11 protein-coding genes and 1 pseudogene are annotated in these 16,370 nt (G+C 70.4%); 4 read left to right on the top strand and 8 right to left on the bottom strand.

What is annotated here, in order from left to right:
• Position 1 precedes the first annotated feature (1 nt).
• From AC1DYN_RS17075 to AC1DYN_RS17060, 4 genes are all read right to left on the bottom strand, one after another.
• Complete coding sequence (locus AC1DYN_RS17075) at positions 2-1,336, bottom strand: sigma-54-dependent transcriptional regulator (protein ID WP_477961622.1); 1,335 nt, start codon at positions 1,334-1,336, stop codon at positions 2-4.
• A gap of 9 nt (positions 1,337-1,345) precedes the next feature.
• Complete coding sequence (locus AC1DYN_RS17070) at positions 1,346-1,936, bottom strand: hypothetical protein (RefSeq protein ID WP_477961620.1); 591 nt, start codon at positions 1,934-1,936, stop codon at positions 1,346-1,348.
• 129 nt (positions 1,937-2,065) lie between these two features.
• Positions 2,066-3,913: a DUF885 domain-containing protein gene (locus AC1DYN_RS17065; RefSeq protein ID WP_477961618.1), complete on the bottom strand. Its 1,848-nt coding sequence runs from the start codon at positions 3,911-3,913 to the stop codon at positions 2,066-2,068.
• 37 nt (positions 3,914-3,950) lie between these two features.
• On the bottom strand, positions 3,951-6,470 hold the full coding sequence (locus tag AC1DYN_RS17060) for a penicillin-binding protein 1A (RefSeq protein ID WP_477961616.1): 2,520 nt from the start codon (positions 6,468-6,470) through the stop codon (positions 3,951-3,953).
• A 70-nt stretch (positions 6,471-6,540) separates the two neighbouring features.
• On the opposite strand from AC1DYN_RS17060, the gene mdeB reads away from it, so the two are divergent.
• From mdeB to AC1DYN_RS17040, 4 genes and pseudogenes are all read left to right on the top strand, one after another.
• Positions 6,541-9,228: an alpha-ketoglutarate dehydrogenase gene (gene mdeB, locus AC1DYN_RS17055; RefSeq protein WP_477961614.1), complete on the top strand. Its 2,688-nt coding sequence runs from the start codon at positions 6,541-6,543 to the stop codon at positions 9,226-9,228.
• 167 nt (positions 9,229-9,395) lie between these two features.
• Positions 9,396-10,076, top strand: a complete 681-nt coding sequence (locus tag AC1DYN_RS17050) for an SDR family oxidoreductase (RefSeq protein WP_477961612.1) — start codon at positions 9,396-9,398, stop codon at positions 10,074-10,076.
• A gap of 23 nt (positions 10,077-10,099) precedes the next feature.
• Positions 10,100-10,276, top strand: a pseudogene (locus tag AC1DYN_RS17045) (helix-turn-helix domain-containing protein); the annotation flags it as partial.
• A gap of 126 nt (positions 10,277-10,402) precedes the next feature.
• Positions 10,403-10,987: a substrate binding domain-containing protein gene (locus AC1DYN_RS17040; protein WP_477961641.1), complete on the top strand. Its 585-nt coding sequence runs from the start codon at positions 10,403-10,405 to the stop codon at positions 10,985-10,987.
• Between the two features lie 34 nt (positions 10,988-11,021).
• On the opposite strand, the gene AC1DYN_RS17035 is transcribed toward AC1DYN_RS17040, so the two are convergent.
• The 4 genes from AC1DYN_RS17035 to AC1DYN_RS17020 form a co-directional block, all read right to left on the bottom strand.
• Complete coding sequence (locus AC1DYN_RS17035; RefSeq protein ID WP_477961610.1) at positions 11,022-13,352, bottom strand: DUF3772 domain-containing protein; 2,331 nt, start codon at positions 13,350-13,352, stop codon at positions 11,022-11,024.
• A gap of 140 nt (positions 13,353-13,492) precedes the next feature.
• Positions 13,493-14,713 (bottom strand): hypothetical protein, encoded by a 1,221-nt coding sequence (locus AC1DYN_RS17030; protein WP_477961608.1) that lies wholly within the window; start codon positions 14,711-14,713, stop codon positions 13,493-13,495.
• A gap of 194 nt (positions 14,714-14,907) precedes the next feature.
• Entirely contained in the window at positions 14,908-15,363 is a 456-nt protein-coding gene (locus AC1DYN_RS17025) for a response regulator (RefSeq protein ID WP_477961606.1), read from the bottom strand.
• Between the two features lie 138 nt (positions 15,364-15,501).
• Positions 15,502-16,311, bottom strand: coding sequence for a transporter (locus AC1DYN_RS17020; protein WP_477961604.1), 810 nt, complete (start codon positions 16,309-16,311; stop codon positions 15,502-15,504).
• Positions 16,312-16,370 lie beyond the last annotated feature (59 nt).

Here is a 16,370-nt window from a genome sequence, read left to right as displayed (position 1 = left end):
CTCAGGCGGCAAGGCCGTAGCGCTCCATGCGCCGGTACAGCGCCTGGCGCGACAGGCCGAGCGCCGCCGCGGCGCGGCTGACGACGCCGTCGGCCCGCGCCAGTGCCGCGACCACCGCATCGCGGCTCGGTTCGTCGAGGTTGCGCGCCGCCACCGGCTCGGCGGGCGGCAAGCCCAGCAGGTCGGGCGCGATCGGCCCGCCGCCGGCCAGCAGCGCGGCGCGCTCGATCACGTTCTTCAGTTCGCGCACGTTGCCCGGCCAGGCATGCGCGAGCAGCTGCGCGCGGGCGGCGTCGCCGAGCGGCGCGCGGCCGGCCAGGAAGTGCTCGGCCAGCGGCAGCACGTCGTCGCGCCGTTGCGCGAGCGGCGGCAGCGCGACCTCGACCACGTTGAGCCGGTAGTACAGGTCTTCGCGGAAGGTGCCGGCGCGCACCATCGCCTTCAGGTCGGCATTGGTCGCGCTGATCACGCGCACCCGCACCTGGCGCGTGCGGTTGGAGCCGACGCGTTCGAAGCGGCCGGTCTCCAGCACGCGCAGCAGCTTCACCTGGCCCGGCAGCGGCAGGTTGCCGATCTCGTCGAGGAACAGCGTGCCGCCGTCGGCCGCGTCGAAGCGGCCGTCGCGCGCCCGCGTGGCGCCGGTGTAGGCGCCGCTCTCGGCGCCGAACAGCTCGGCCTCGATCAGCTCGCCGGGCAGCGCGCCGCAGTTGACCGCGACGAACGGCCCGTCGCGCAGCGCCGAGTTGGCGTGCACGGTGGCGGCGATGCGTTCCTTGCCGCTGCCGTTGGGGCCGGTGATCAGCACCGGCAGCTCGGAGCGCGCCACCTGGCAGGCCAGCTCGAGCGTGCGCTCCATCGCGTCGGAGGCGTAGACGATGCCGCCCAGGTCGTGCCGGCGTGCCAGGGCCTCGCGCCGCGCGCGGCGTTCGTCGCGCACGCGGGCCACTTCGCGCGTCGACTCCGACAGCTCCAGCAGGTTCTCCACCGTGGCCAGCAGCTTGGCGTCGTCCCAGGGCTTGGCGAGGTAGTCGGCAGCACCGGCCTTGACGAGTTCGACCGCCGCCTCGAGGCGCGTCCACGCGGTCAGCAGGATCACCGGCAGGTCGGGCTGGCGCTGGCGGATCGCGCGGAACAGCGCCGCGCCCTCGGCGCCCGAGGTGGTGTCGGCGCTGAAGTTCATGTCCTGGATCACGACGTCGAACGGCTCGCGCTCCAGCCGCGCCAGCCCGTCGGCCGGCGTCAGCGCGACCTCGGCGTGGATGTCGTGCAGCGACAGCAGCAGCGACAGCGCCTGGCCGACGGCGGGGTTGTCATCGACGACCAGGATGCGGCGCATCTCGCGGGGCTATTCGCTGAACTGCATGCCGAGCGCCGCGGCCGAGCGCTTCATGCGCTCCAGGCGCTGCGCGAGCTGCTCGACCTCGTGCTGGTGCATCTCGTCCAGCGAGGTCATCAGCGCCTGGAAGCGGTCGAGGTCGTCGTCGTCCTGGAACAGCACGCCGTCGTCGGTGAAGGTGAGCGTCGCACGGCGCTGCTCGACCAGCCGGCACACCGCCTCGGCGGCGGCGATCCAGCGCGCGCGGTTCTCGTAGAACTCGCGCTGCGCGGTGAACTGCCATTCGAGCATCGGCACGATGCGGTCGCGCTCGGCATCGCGGATCGTCTCGGGCAGGTCTTCCAGCGCCCTCGCCATCTCGCCGGCGAAGGCCACCATGATCTTCTGGTAGGCCTGCTGGTGCGTGACGGTGAGTTCGCGCAGGGCTTCCAGCACCGCCAGCGATTCCCGGGTGCCGTCGGGCGTGGACAGCCGGTCCTGCATCAGCACCTTGTCCAGCGCCAGCTCGGCCTGCTTCTGGTGGTAGGCCTTGGAGACCTGCATGCCGATCCTGGCGTAGCGCTGGGCGATCTGGAGAAGGGAGTCTTGGGCAGTGGGCATGGCGTGAGCGAGTCTACCGGCAGCGTTGTAGCCCGGATGCCAATCCGGGAAGTGTCAGACCAACCCCGGATTGGCATCCGGGCTACGGCCTTGTTGGACGCGCGGGCCGGGCGAGGGGTCGTCATTGCGTCAGCCCGCTGCGTCGGGGCGGCCACCGCCGCGCGCGATCCACGCGTCCACCCGCTGCTCCAGCACCGCCAGCGGCATCACGCCGCTGTCGAGCACCACCGCATGGAAGTCGCGCAGGTCGAAGCGCGTGCCCAGCGCCTTCTCGGCGCGCTCGCGCAGTTCGAGCAGCTTGCGCTGCCCCAGCATGTAGCCCAGGGCCTGGCTGGGGTCGGCGAAATACCGGTCGACCTCGCTGGCCGCGTTGGCCGGCTCCAGGCCGGCCTGGTGCGTCATGTAGGCCACCGCCTTCGCGCGCGGCCAGCGGTAGGCGTGGATGCCGGTGTCGACCACCAGGCGCGCGGCGCGGAACAGCTGGGCCTGCAGGTGGCCGTAGTGCTGGTACGGGTCCTTGTACATGCCGAGCTGGAAGCCCAGCGTCTCGGCATACAACCCCCAGCCTTCGCCATAGGCGACGTTCCAGCCGCCGCGGCGGCGCCAGTCGTGCAGGCCTTCGATCTCGGCCGCGCGCGCGCTCTGCAGGTGGTGGCCCGGCACCGCCTCGTGCATGAACAAGGTCTCGACGCGCCAAGTCGACTCGGTGGCATAGCCGCGCGCGTTGATCGTGAAGTAGCCCGGCGTGCCCAGCTCCAGCGAACCCGGCGTGTAGTTGGCCGCGCTGCTGCCGGCCGACTCCGCCGCCGACATGCCGCGCACCTGGTAGGGCATGCGCGGGATCGCATGGAACAGCGTCGGCAGCTGCGGATCCAGCCGTGCCGGCATCGCGCGGTACGCCGCCAGCACCTCGTCCTCCGAGCGGAAGAAGAAGCGCTTGTCATGGCTCACGTAGTGCATGAAGGCCTGCGCATTGCCCTTGAAGCCGGTCTGCCGCGCCACCTGCGCGATCTCGCGCCGCAGCCGGGCCACCTCGCGCAGCCCGAGCGCGTGGATCTTGCCCGCGTCGGTGCCCTGCACGATGCCGGTGCGGATCAGGAAATCGTAGTACGCCGCACCGCCGGGCAGCGCCGCGAGGCCGACCTCCACCGGCGCCTTCGGCCGGTAGGTGCTCGCGAGGAAGCCACGGAAGCGCCGCAAGGCCGGCTGGTAGTCGTCGCGCACCGCGGCGCGCGCCGCCTGCAGCAGCTCGTCGCGCTGCGCTTCGGGCACGGCCGGCACGAAGGCCTTGAACGGCTTCAGCACCACGCTCGCATCGGCATCGGCCACCAGGTGTGCATCGATGCCGGCGATGGTGCGGTCGACCACGCCCTGCGGCTGCAGCCAGCCCGACTTCAGCCCCTGCTCCAGCCGCCGCTGTAGCTGCTCGACCAGGCGCGGCACACCTTTCACGCGCGCCGTGAAGTCGCGGTAGTCGTCGGCGCTGCGGAACGGCGTCATCTGCGCCGCCACCGGCATCATCGACTGCACGCCCCAGCCGGTGCGCAGCACCAGCGCTTCGGCCTGCCGGAACTGCTGCGACGCGACGGCCGTCTCCATCTTGTCCAGCAGCAGCTGGCGCGACACCAGGTCCTGGCCCTGCAGCCCGGCCGGGGCGATCGCCTTCACGCGCGCCAGCATGTCGCGGTCGTACGCCTGCGTGCGCTGCTCTTCGGCCTCGGACAGGTCGGGCAGCAGCGCGTTGTAGCCGGGAATGCCCAGCACCGTCGCATACAGCGGCTCGCGGCGGAAGTTCTCGGCCAGGTCGGTGTCGAGCAGGCCGCGCAGCGCAACGGCCTCGGCGCTCGGCGGCCGGGCGGCCGACGCCGCAACGTCGGGCAGGCCGGCCTGCTGCGCGCCAGCCAGGGCGGCGGCAGACAACAGCAGCGAAAGCACGGCAGGCCGCGCAGCGCGCAGCCAGGGGGTCATCACGGTCATCGTCGTCTTCTCCCGGGTCGGGTCGGTGGTGAAAGCCTCATGGGCTGCTGTCGGAAGCCGCCGGCGCCGCGGGTGGTGGCGCCGTCTCTTCGATGGGTTGCGGCCGCGGCGGCGGCTTGTCGCCCGCCGTGCGCGGCACGCCGGTCTTCGGGTCCAGGCCCATGCCGCTGAGCGCCTGGCCGAGTTCCTCGGCGGTCTTCGGCGGCCGGTCGTCGCCCTTCATCGAGCGCATGCCGGCCCGGTCGCCGAAACTCTGGGGCGGGCGCTCGACGCCCGAGGCCGCACCGGCCGGCACGCCCGCGGCCTCCCCCGAGGCCGGGTCGAGGCTGCCGCCCTCGCTGTCGACCAGGCCCTCGGGCGCCGACGCCGCCGGGTCGACCGCCGGCACCGGCACGCGCGGCGGCGGGAAGCTCGCCTTCGGATCGACCAGGCCCTTCTTCTGCGCATCGCGGAAGAAGTCGCCGACCAGCCGCACCGCGTTGTGCCCGCCCTGCCCCCACCAGCTGCTGCGCAGCGTGACGCGAGCATCGTTGAAGCCGACCCAGGCGCCGGCCACCAGCTGCGGGTGCATCAGGATGAACCAGCCGTCGGTGTTCTTCTGCGTGGTGCCGGTCTTGCCGGCGACGTCGCCGTTGATGCCGTAGCGGCTGCGGATCTGCGTGCCGGTGCCGCGCGAGATCACGCCGCGCATCATGTCCAGCAGGTCGGTGGCGGCCTCGGGCGACATGCCGCGCCGGGGCGAGTCGCCGAACTCGGCGATCACGCGCCCGGTGCGGTCCTTGATGCGCTTGACGAACAGCGGCTTGTGCACGCTGCCGACCTGCGCGATCGACGCATAGGCGTTGACCATCTCCAGCAGCGTGACCGGGCTGGTGCCGAGCGCGAGCGACGGCACCGGCTCCAGCGTGCTCTGGTCGACGCCCAAGGCCTTGGCGAGCGCCACCACGCGCGGGATGCCGACCTCCTGCATCACCTGCGCGGTGATGGTGTTCTTCGACAGCGCCAGGCCGTCGCGGATCGTCATCGGCTGCCCGCTCGAGCCCGACATGTCGGTCGGGCGCCAGACCGTGCCGCCCATGTTGACCTCGACCGGCCCGTCGACGAAGGTGCGCTCGGGCGTCAGCCCGGCTTCCAGCGCGGCGCCGTAGACGAAGGGCTTGAAGGTGGAGCCSGGCTGGCGCKCGGCCTGCGCGACGTGGTCGTACTGTTCCTGCGCGAAGTCGCGGCTGCCGACCCAGGCCTTGATCTCGCCGTTGCGCGGGTCCATCGCGACGAAGCCGGCCTCCAGCCGCGTCTTCTGCGCCTTCAGCTTCGCCATGAAGGCGCCGTCGGCGCGCAGCCGCTCCAGCGCGTCGGCGGGGCTCGCGCCGCCCTCGACCGCCTTCTTGAACTCGGGCGTGTCGCGCACGAAGGCGGTGACGAGGTCGCGCCGCGCCGTCCACAGGAAGCCGAACGGATCGGCCTTGGCGGCGAGCTTCTCGTAGGCCTCGGGCGAGCCCGACAGCGCCGGCAGCGCCGGGCGGCTCCATTCGACGTTGGCGACCTGCTGCAGCGCCTCGCCCTCGGCCTGCACCGCGCGCACCGCCTCGTCCTGCAGCCGGCTGTCGAGCGTGGTCTCGATCACCAGGCCGTCGGCGTACAGGTCGCGGTCGTGCTCGTCGGCCCAGTCGAGCAGCCACTTGCGGGCATAGGCGGCGAAGTGCGGCGCGGTGGCCGGGAAATCGGGCTGGCGGCTCCAGTGCAGCTGCAGCGGCTGCGCGCTCAGCTCGCGCAGCTGCACGTCGGTGATGGCCTGTGCCTTGGCCATCTGCGACAGCACCACGTTGCGCCGTGCCAGCGCGCGCTCGGGGTGCTGCACCGGGTTGTAGTACTGCGTGCCCTTGAGCATGCCGACCAGCGTCGCGCTCTGCAGCACGTCGAGCTCGGCCGCCGAGGTGTCGAAGTAGGTGCGCGCCGCCATCTCGATGCCGACCGCGTTGTACAGGAAGGGCGCGGTGTTCAGGTAGGCCTCGAGGATCTGCTTCTTGTCGTAGACGCGCTCGATGCGCATCGCCGTCACCCACTCCTTGCCCTTGCGGTGCAGGTTGCGCGCACGGCCGACTTCGTCCGGGAACAGGTTGCGCGCCAGCTGCTGCGTGATGGTGGAGCCGCCCTGCCTGTCGCCGGTGGCCGAGTGCAGCACCGCGCCCGCCGAGCGCACGAAATCGATGCCCTTGTGGTCGTAGAAACGGCGGTCTTCGGTGGCGATCAGCGCCTTGACGACGTGGGGGGAGATCTTCTCGAGCGTCAGTGGCTCCTGCTGCGCCCGGCGGAAGCTCGCGATCTGCTGGCCGTCGGCCGACATCAGCAGGCTGGGCTGCTGCGCCTGCACCTGCCGCAGGTCTTGCACGCTGGGGGTGATGCGCAGCAGCACCGCGATGTAGACGGCCAGCGCGACGGCGAGCACGCCGGCGCCCAGCGCCGACCACAGCGCGATGCGGCGCACGCGCTGGCGCCAGGCGGGCACCGGCTCGAAGCCGGGCACGGTGGGCAGGTCGCCGGGACGGTAACGCGGCATCAAGGTCCTTCAAAACAACGGCCGGGTGCCGAGTCTATAGTCTCGGCACCCCACCGCTGCAGGACGCCCCATGAACGGCCAGACCCCCCGCCATCTGCTCGCACAGGCCGCGAGCGACACCGACCCGCTGGAGACCCGGGAATGGCTGGACGCGCTGCGCGCGACGGTCAGCGAAAGCGGCAGCGAGCGCGGCCTCTACCTGATCGAGCAGCTGGAAGAGCAGGCCCAGCAGCTGGGCATCGTGCCGCACGTGCTGCCGTATTCGGCCTACCGCAACACCATCCCGCTGGAGCGCCAGGGCCACTACCCGGGCGACCTGGCGATCGAGGAGCGGCTGACCGCGATCACCCGCTGGAACGCGCTGGCGATGGTGGTGCGCGCCAACCAGGCCTATGGCGAGCTGGGCGGCCACATCGCGAGCTATGCGTCGGCGGCCGAGATCTTCGAGCTGGGCTTCAACCACTTCTTCCGCGGCGACGGCAGCCGCACGCCGGGCGGGCGCGATGCCGACCTGGTCTATTTCCAGCCGCATTCGGCACCGGGCGTCTATTCGCGCGCCTTCCTGGAGGGGCGGCTCAGCGAGGAGCAGCTCGCCAACTACCGCCAGGAGGTCGGCGGCAACGGGCTGTGCTCGTACCCGCACCCGTGGTTGATGCCCGATTTCTGGCAGTTCCCGACCGGCTCGATGGGCCTGGGGCCGCTGAGCGCGGTGTACCAGGCGCGCTTCATGCGCTACCTGGCGCACCGCGGGCTGGCCGATACCGCGCAGCGCCACGTGTGGGGCGTGTTCGGCGACGGCGAGATGGACGAGCCCGAATCGATCGCCGGCCTGACGCTGGCCGCGCGCGAGCAGCTGGACAACCTGACCTTCGTCGTCAACTGCAACCTGCAGCGGCTGGACGGACCGGTGCGCGGCAACGGCCAGATCATCCAGGAGCTGGAGTCGCTGTTCACCGGTGCCGGCTGGAACGTCATCAAGGTGCTGTGGGGTTCCGATTGGGACGCCCTCTTCGCGCGCGACACCGAACACGTGCTGCTGCAGCGCCTGGCCGCCACGGTGGACGGGCAGTACCAGACGCTGGGCGCGAACGACGGCGCCTACAACGTGGAGCACTTCTTCCGGCAAGACCCGGCGGTGCAGGCGCTGGTGGCGCACATGAGCGTCGACGAGATCGATGCGCTCAAGCGCGGCGGGCACGACTTCCGCAAGCTGCACGCGGCCTTTGCCGCGGCGCGCGCGCACCAGGGCCGGCCGACGGTGATCCTCGCCAAGACCAAGAAGGGCTTCGGCATGGGCGGCGTCGGCGAATCGCGCATGACCTCGCACCAGGCGAAGAAGCTGGACGTGGGAGCGCTGAAGGCCTTCCGCGACCGCTTCGCGATCCCGCTGTCGGACGAGGACGTGGCGGCGCTGCGCTTCTACAAGCCGGCCGACGACAGCCCCGAGATGACCTACCTGCGCGAGCGCCGCAGCGCGCTGGGCGGCGCGCTGCCGGCGCGCAAGCCGCAGGCGCCGGTGCTGCCGGTGCCGCCGCTGGCCGGCTGGGGCGGCTTCGCGCTGCAGGCCGACGGCAAGGAGATGTCGACCACGATGGCGGCGGTGCGCATGTTCGCCGGGCTGCTGAAGGACGAGGCGCTCGGGCCGCGCATCGTGCCCATCGTCGCCGACGAGGCGCGCACCTTCGGCATGGCGAGCCTGTTCCGGCAGATCGGCATCTACTCGCCGCTCGGGCAGTTGTACGAACCGGAGGATGCGGGCTCGATGCTGTCGTACCGCGAAGCGCGCGACGGGCAGCTGCTGGAAGAAGGCATCACCGAGGCCGGCGCGCTGGCCTCGTGGATCGCGGCCGGCACCTCGTACAGCGTGCACGGTTTGCCGATGCTGCCGATGTACATCTACTACTCGATGTTCGGCTTCCAGCGCGTTGGCGACCTGATCTGGGCCGCCGCCGACCAGCGCGTGCGCGGCTTCCTGTTCGGCGCGACCGCCGGGCGCACGACGCTGGGCGGCGAGGGACTGCAGCACCAGGACGGCAGCAGCCTGGTGATGGCGTCGATGGTGCCGAACTGCCGGGCCTGGGACCCGGCCTTCGCCGGCGAGGTGGCGGTGATCATGGACCATGCGTCGCGCCGCATGCTGGAACAGCAGTGCGACGAGTTCCACTACGTCACGCTGATGAACGAGAACTACGCGCAGCCGTCACTGCCCGACGCGGTGCACGGCGACGTGGTGCGCGGCATGTACCGGCTGGCCACGCATGCGGTGAAGAAGAAGGCGGGAGCCGTGCGGCTGCTGGGCAGCGGCGCGATCCTGCGCGAGGTGATGGCCGCGGCGCAGCTGCTGGCGGACGACTGGAAGGTGGCCAGCGAGGTGTTCAGCGTGACCAGCTTCAGCGAGCTGGCGCGCGATGCGCGCGCGGCCGATCGCGCGGAGCGGCTGGGCGGCGAGGCGGCGGTGTCGCACGTGGCGACGCTGCTGGCGGGGAAGGACCCGGTGATCGCCGCGACCGACTACGTGCGCGCCTGGCCGCAGCTGATCGCCGAGTACGTGCCGGCGCGCTACCTGACGCTGGGCACCGACGGCTTCGGGCGCAGCGACACGCGCCAGCAGCTGCGGCGCTTCTTCGAGGTCGACCGGCACCAGGTGGTGCTGGCGGCGCTGCAGGCGCTGGTGCGCGACGGCAAGCTGGAGCGCGGCGTGCTGGCACAGGCGGCGGCGCGGTATGGGGTGGATGTGGAGGCCGCGACGCCTTGGTAGCCCGGATGCCAATCCGGGTTTGGACCGATGTGAACGACGATCCCCGGATTGGCATCCGGGCTACGGATTCTCAAGCGCCACGAGCAAGTGCTTCAACGCGGCGCCCCATTCCTTGCCCGCACGCCGCAGCCAAGAATGCAGCGCATGCATGAACCTCGAAGGAAACCATGAGCCCCTCTCTTCGCTTCGATGGCCAGCACGTGGCCGTGGTCGGCGGCAGCTCCGGCATCGGCCGCGGTATCGCACAAGCGGCAGAAGCCGCCGGTGCCCGCGTCACCGTGCTCGGCCGCCATACCGGGATTCCGTGCGACCTGTCCGACGACGCCAGCGTCGTGCAGGCCTTCCAGCGCACCGGCCCGATCGATCACCTGGTGCTGACCCCCGGCGCCCGCGTCGGCTCGCCGCGGCTGGAGCAACTCACCGACGCCGAGCTGGCGCTGGCCTTCGAGGTAAAGCTGTTCGGCAGCCTGCGCGCGATCCGCGCGGCCCTGCCAGTGCTGGCGCCGACGGCCTCGATCACGCTGACCTCCGGCCAGCTGGCGCGCAAGCCCAGCCCGGGCGGCCTGCTGAAAGGCAGCCTGAATGCCGCGGTCGAGGCCGCCGGCAGGCAGCTGGCCAAGGAACTGGCACCGCGCCGCGTCAACGTCGTCAGCCCCGGGGCAATCGACACGCCGCTGTGGGGTGCCGACGATGCGGCGCGCTCGGCCACGCTCGCGCGCATCGGCGGCACGCTGCCCGTGGGCCGGGCCGGCCGCGTCGACGAGCTGGCCCAGGCCTACCTGCTCGCGATGGCCACCGGCTTCATGACCGGCTCGGTGATCGACGTCGACGGCGGGGGGCTGCTGTGACCGGCGGCTGAGACACTCGCGGCATGGACCGCCTGAACGACCTGCGCCTCTTCATCGACGCCTGCGCACTCGGCAGCTTCTCGGCCGCCGGGCGCAAGCACGGGCTGTCGGCGGCGGCGTCGAGCGCGACCATCCAGCGCCTGGAGGCTGCGCTCGGCGTCAGGCTGTTCGAGCGCACGACCCGGCGCCTGAGGTTGACCGAAGAAGGCGAGGCCTACCGCCACTACGGCCAGCAGGCGCTGGACGCGCTGACCGAGGCCGAGCAGGTGCTGTCGGCCGGACAGGCCGAGGTGCGCGGCACGCTGCGCCTGTCCGCGCCGTCGGACCTGGGCCGCAACGCGCTGCTCGCGCACCTGGACAGCTTCCAGCGCCAGCACCCCCGATTGAAGCTCGCACTGAGCCTCAGCGACACGCCGGCCGACCTGCTGGCCGATGACATCGACCTCGCGATCCGCTACGGCCTACCGCGCGACAGCCGCATGGTGGCGCGGCTGCTGGCGCCGAGCCGGCGGGTCGTCTGCGCGGCACCGGCGCTGGTCGATGCGCTCGGCGCGCCGGACACACCGGACGCGCTGGCCACGCTGCCGACGCTGGTGCTCGTGACCGAGGCCGGCCCGATGCAGGACTGGCGCTACCGCAGCGGCGACAGCGCGCGCTCGGTGAAGGTGGCCCGCACGCACGAGAGCAACGACGGCGACGTGATCCGCCGCTGGGCGATCCAGGGCCGCGGCTTCGCGTACAAGTCGCTGCTGGACGTGGAAGGCGACCTGCAGGCCAAGCGCCTGGTGACCGTGCTCGACGATCACTTCACCGAAGCCGCGCCGCTGAACGCGCTGTACCACCCGCATGGTTTCCAGCCACCGCGGTTGAAGCTGCTGATCGCGCACCTGCAGCAATCCTTCGGCGGCTGAGCGCCGCACCGCCATCCCCGGATTGGCATCCGGGCTACGTGACTTGCGAAGAGGCTTCGCGCAACAGCAGCGCCGTCGGCTTCGACATCGCAAGCCCCGCCTCGCGCAGGTCGCCCAGCACGCGGAACAGCAGCGCGCTCTTCACCGCATAGGCCTGGCGCGGCGACACCACGTAGCCGGTCGCGTTGAACACCAGGTTGCCGCTGTCGAAGCCGTCCAGGTAGACCTTGGGCGGCGGGTTCTCAAGCACCTCGTCGTGCTGCTCGAAGGCCTGCAGCAGCAGGTCGCGCACGCGGCCGGTGTCGGTGTCCAGCGGCATCGGCAGCTTGATCTGCACCAGGCCGAGCGGGCTGTCGTGCGTGACGTTGCGGACGATCTTGGTGATGAACTCGGAGTTCGGCACGATCACCGTCGAGCGGTCGCCCATCTGGATCTCGGTGGCACGCACGTTGATGCGGCGGATGTCGCCCTCGATGCCGCCGAGCGTGACCCAGTCGCCCACCTTCACCGGGCGCTCGGCCAGCAGGATCAGGCCGGAGACGAAGTTCGACACCACCGCCTGCAGGCCGAAGCCGATGCCCACCGACAGCGCACTGGCGATCCACGCGATCTTGTCGAGCGCCAGGCCCACCGCCGACAGCCCGAAGGCGATCGCGATCACCGTGCCAACGAAACCGAACAGCGTGGTCGTCGAACTGCGCATGCCGGCATCGAGCCGCGTGGTCGGCAGGAAGCTCTGCGTCAGCCAGCGCTTGAGCGCGCGCAGCGCCAGCATGCTGAGGCCGAACACCAGCAGCGCGCGCAGCACCGCCACCGGCCGCACCTGCAGCTCGCCGACCGCGACGCCGACGTCCAGCTGGCCGAGTCGCTGCCACAGGTCGCCGGGCCCTTCGCCGAAGGGCGCGAGGACCAGCACCAGCGCGACCAACAGGATCGCCAGCTGCAACCCGCCCGAGGCCACCACCGCCACCTGGTTGCGCAGGTGCGAGGGCGACACCGCGACGCCGGGCAGCGGTTCCACCGGTTCTTCCGGCTCCACGCCGGTGACGGCCGGTGAGCGCACCCAGGTGTTGAAGACGTCGGCGATCAGCAGGTTGAGCAGGTAGGCGGTGAGCCCGACGGTGAACGCCCAGACCACCTGGCGCGCGACGAAGCCGCCGAGCGCGACGTAGCCGAGCACCGTGCTGAGCACGCTGGCGACCAGCGCGAGCCAGACGGCGGTGAACAGCAGCGAGGCCCACAGAGGGCGCGGCAGCACCGGATCGGCCGACGCGGCGGACTGGCGACGCAGCATCTCGCCACGACGCAGGCTGCGGGCGACCAGCGCCGCCAGCACGAGCGCATAGAGGCAGTTGATTGCCACCTCGGCCGCGAGATCGGCCTGGGCCAGCGCCGCCAGGCGCTGCATCAGCCAGCCGACCAGCGTGAACAGGCCGATGAACACCGGTTGGCGCCGCAACCCGGTGGCCACCGTGTCGGGCACCGGCAGCAGCCGCCACGCGGGACGATCGGCGGCCAGCAGCGCGCGGCCCAGGCCGGCGAGGTAGGACGAGAACACGACCGCACCGACGAGGGTGGCCAACAGCGCGTGCAGCGGTTCGGGCACCGGGCGCTGCCAGTTGAGGCCGAGCGCCAGGCCGCAGGCGACGGCGCCGGGGACGATCATCCACAGCGCCGTCTGTGCCAGTGCGAGCAGCGTGCGGCGCACACGTGCCGCGGGGCTGTGCGAGGCCACGAGCCGCGCGACCACGCGGCTGAGCGCCATGCGCAGCGCGATGCCGATCAGCGCGACGCCGGCGAAGGCCAGCCAGGCAGGCGCCGACATGCGTTCGAACGCGGCGGCCAGCTGGCTGCGCCATGCGGCCGGCGGGCCGTCGTCGTGCGTGAACAGCGTGCCCAGTTCGCGCCAGAACGAGGCGCTGAGCAAGGCGTCGGTGCGCTCGAACAGGTGTGCCTGGAAGCGCGAGCGCCGCTGCTTGGCGGCCTGGTCGGCCAGCTGCAGGCTTTCGACCGACAGCAGCCGCGCGAGCTTGATGCGGGCGTCCAGCGCCTCGGTGGTCTTGCGCAGGCCGTCACGCTGCTCGGCGACGTCGGCGTCCTCGTGCTTGCCGTCGGGCGCGGCGCCCAGCTCGCTGAGCCGGGCCTGGGCGCGCGCCAGGTCGGGCGCCTGGGTCTGCGCGATCTGCTCGGCGCGCTGCTGGATCTCGAGCAGCGCGTCGCGCATCGCGACCAGCTCGGCGTCGGGGCTGTCGGATTGCAGGCGCTTCTCGATCGAATCGACGCGCTGCCGGGCGGATTCGAGGAGGGTGTCGGGGTCGTCGGACGCCTGGGCATGGACCGCGATCGCGCCTGACGCGAGCAGCAACGAAATCGAAAACCTGGATAGCAAGGCAAGCAACCTGGACCGGCACGTCATGCCTGGACTCCGTTCACGCAGCGGTGTGGGCCGCAGATGCTGCCATCGGCCCGCAAACTTGGCAAACGAAGGGGTGCTGCGTTGGCAGGTCAGGCCTTGCTGCCTGCAAGCACATGATGACGATCGGAGACCTTGGTGGTGACCAGGCGGTCCTGGAACGAGATGCCAATCAATCGGGCCTGGCCTTCAGGATTTCTGCCCGCTTCGCGCAGGAACGCATCCAACGCATCCACATAAGCCGCTGCATCACCGGCAGCTATCGCACCGAGCATGGCCGCGCAGCTCGCCCGCCACTGCGTGCGGATTCCCCCCTGCTCCCTTCGCAGGTTCATCGGCATCGCATCCATCATGCGGTGATATGCGCGCTTCGTCGCGTTGAATGACCCGCGCAAGTTCCCGAAGACATCTTCGGAATTGCCTTGCCGGGCGGCCTCCTGGGCGCGTGCGGCGCAGAGCCATGCCTTCTCGAAGCGCGCGCGCGACGCCATCGCCGCATTCGGGATGCGCACGGCTCGCATCTCCGCCATGTCAGCAAATGCAACGTTCTTGTACGTCTTTTGACGCATCGATCTCGCCGGCATCGACTGCTCAGTGCTGACGCGCAGCGTGGCACGAAGCTCTGCGAGCGCTTCCATCAGGGCACTGAACACACAAGCATAGGCCTGTAGGTCCCCAACCGCGGCGGCATCGCTCATCCGTCTACCATAGGCTGGTACCAAAGCACGAATGCGCTCATTCGTCCAGCGTGCGGCGGGCCTGCTCAGCAGATCGCCCAAATCACTGTCGACCCTGGCGAGATGGTTCTTCAGGATAGACCCGCACAAGTCGTGAAGCCTTGCGGCGGTACCAGTCGCCGATCTCAGGACATTGACGATGTCGTCAAGCCCCCAGCATGCGATTGCCAAATGCGCCTCTCCCATCCACATGATCCGCGCGAGATCCATCTGAGCCATCAGGGTTGAAGCGGCCTCTCGAAACTTGCGGGGATCTTCATCGATGTTCGCCTTGAGCATCTCACCTCGATGAACCAGCAGCAGCAGCACAGCCTGTTGAACGTCAGCGTCCGTCTGGTCAAGGTAGTCGCCCAATGCGTCGTTGATGCCGCTTGAGACGGTCTGAAATGTGCGCTGAAGAGATGCTGCGACCTCCGCTCGGCACTCCTCCGTCAAGGAAGAATGAGCGCGCAGGATCTCCAATGCATCGGAAACGAGTTCCCGGTCTGTATGCTGAATGCGATTGAGTGCAGCTGCTTTGGACGCCTGCCGGATCCGGAAATCGAGCAGCAAGTCTTCGGCGCTTTGGCGCTGCATGGAGAGAGAGGCTCTTTTCGAAACAGGCGGACTGTCAGCTGCGCTCGACCTCAAGAATGGGTGATTGCCGTGGCGGGCGATCTTGTCTGAAGTACGAGACATGGGGAAAGTTGTTCCGTCGTGATGGCACGCGTAGGTAACGCGAAAGATGCAACGATCCGCTCACGCTGTCTTCTGTACCCGGGGACGACCACTCACCCAGCCCGCCCCACCCACCGCTGCAGGATGTTCGACACCTCCACGAACCGGAACGGCTTGAGCAGCACGTCGTCCATGCCAGCCGCCATGCAGGCCTCGCGCTCTTCCGGCATCGCACTCGCGGTGATCGCGACGATCGGCAGCGGCGCGCGGCTGGTGCGGGCCTCCCAGGCGCGGATGGCCCGCGTGGCCTGCAGGCCGTTCATCACCGGCATGTGGAAATCCATCAGCACCAGGTCGAAGGCAGCGTGGTGGCCCCCATCCTGCAAGGCAGCCATCGCCTGCACCGCGTCCAGCGCCTGCTCGCCGTTGGAGACGGTGACGACCTGGCAGCCGTACAGCTCCAGGGCGCCGGTGGCGACCAGCACGTTGGTCATGTCGTCCTCGACCAGCAGCACGCGGCTGCGCGGCCGGTGGACCAGGGCAGATCGGGCGGAATCGTCGACAGGCATGGACAGCTCCTGACCGAAGACCGGGGGCGGTGTTCCAGGTTCTACGCCTCGCAGTGCGCAGTGGATGCGTGGCGTTGCATGCCCCTGCCTGCAAGCGGGTGTACGGGCCAGCGGGTGGGTCTATTCCACGCGACGCGTTCAGAAGCGGAAGGACAGGCCGGCGCCCCACTGGAAATCGGGCGTGTCGCGGGTCAGGCCGCGCGAGGCGGCGATGTCCAGTTGCAGCGAGTCATTGACGAGGTAGCTGGCGCCGAAGTCGAAGCTGACGACGTTGCCGCCGTTGCGCCGGCTGGCCAGTTGCTGGCCGGCGATCTCGACGAAGCCGTGCCAGGCCGGCGACAAGGCCTTGCCGACGGTCACGGCGAACATGCCGGATGCGAAGCGGTGGCCTTCGTCGTTCTTGTCGGCCACGATGCCGGGCATCACGCCGATGGAGAAGTCCTGCGGCAGGTCCCATTCGGCGACGAAGCGCAGCGACGGGCGCAGGCCCTGGCCGCGGAAGGCGGCGGAGCCGGAATCGATGTCGACGTGGACGAGCCAGGCCATGCCGGCCTGGCCCTTGGTTTCGTCGCCTTCCTGCATGCGCCATTTGAAACCCAGCGCGGTGTCGGCGAAGCCACGCTCGGTCTGCGTGACGCCGGTAGCGGTGTCCTGCACGCGGGTGCGCAGGAAGCCGTCGGTCTCGACGCGGAACTCGATGTCGTCGCTGAAGCCCAGGCGCAGCAGCGTCGGCGTACTGCGGGTCCGGGTCTTCAGGCCGTCGGCGTCATTGCGCTCGCTGATGAAGCCGGTCTCGATCTGCACGCGACCACGGCCGACGACGTCGCTGGATTCGACGAAGTCGGGGCGGTCGGGGGTGATGGTGTCGGCTGCGCATGCCGGCAGGGCGCCGATCCATGCGGCAGCCGCGGCGATGCTCGTGGCCGTTGGACGGAAGCGGATCTTCAATCGGATCTCCTCGGCGAGGCGACCTCGCACCGTGGGTATCGGTGCGAGGATCGCCAGAC

Source organism: Rhizobacter sp. P2_D12, from assembly GCF_056404395.1.
This window is presented reverse-complemented; position numbering and strand designations above follow the sequence as displayed.

Excerpts from the sequence above, each read along its gene's own strand:
- mdeB (WP_477961614.1), top strand. The coding sequence starts at position 6,541 with ATGAACGGCCAGACCCCCCGCCATCTGCTCGCACAGGCCGCGAGCGAC.
- AC1DYN_RS17050 (WP_477961612.1), top strand. The coding sequence starts at position 9,396 with ATGAGCCCCTCTCTTCGCTTCGATGGCCAGCACGTGGCCGTGGTCGGC.
- AC1DYN_RS17070 (WP_477961620.1), bottom strand. The coding sequence starts at position 1,936 with ATGCCCACTGCCCAAGACTCCCTTCTCCAGATCGCCCAGCGCTACGCC.
- AC1DYN_RS17030 (WP_477961608.1), bottom strand. The coding sequence starts at position 14,713 with ATGCAGCGCCAAAGCGCCGAAGACTTGCTGCTCGATTTCCGGATCCGG.
- AC1DYN_RS17065 (WP_477961618.1), bottom strand. The coding sequence starts at position 3,913 with ATGACCGTGATGACCCCCTGGCTGCGCGCTGCGCGGCCTGCCGTGCTT.
- AC1DYN_RS17025 (WP_477961606.1), bottom strand. The coding sequence starts at position 15,363 with ATGCCTGTCGACGATTCCGCCCGATCTGCCCTGGTCCACCGGCCGCGC.
- AC1DYN_RS17075 (WP_477961622.1), bottom strand. The coding sequence starts at position 1,336 with ATGCGCCGCATCCTGGTCGTCGATGACAACCCCGCCGTCGGCCAGGCG.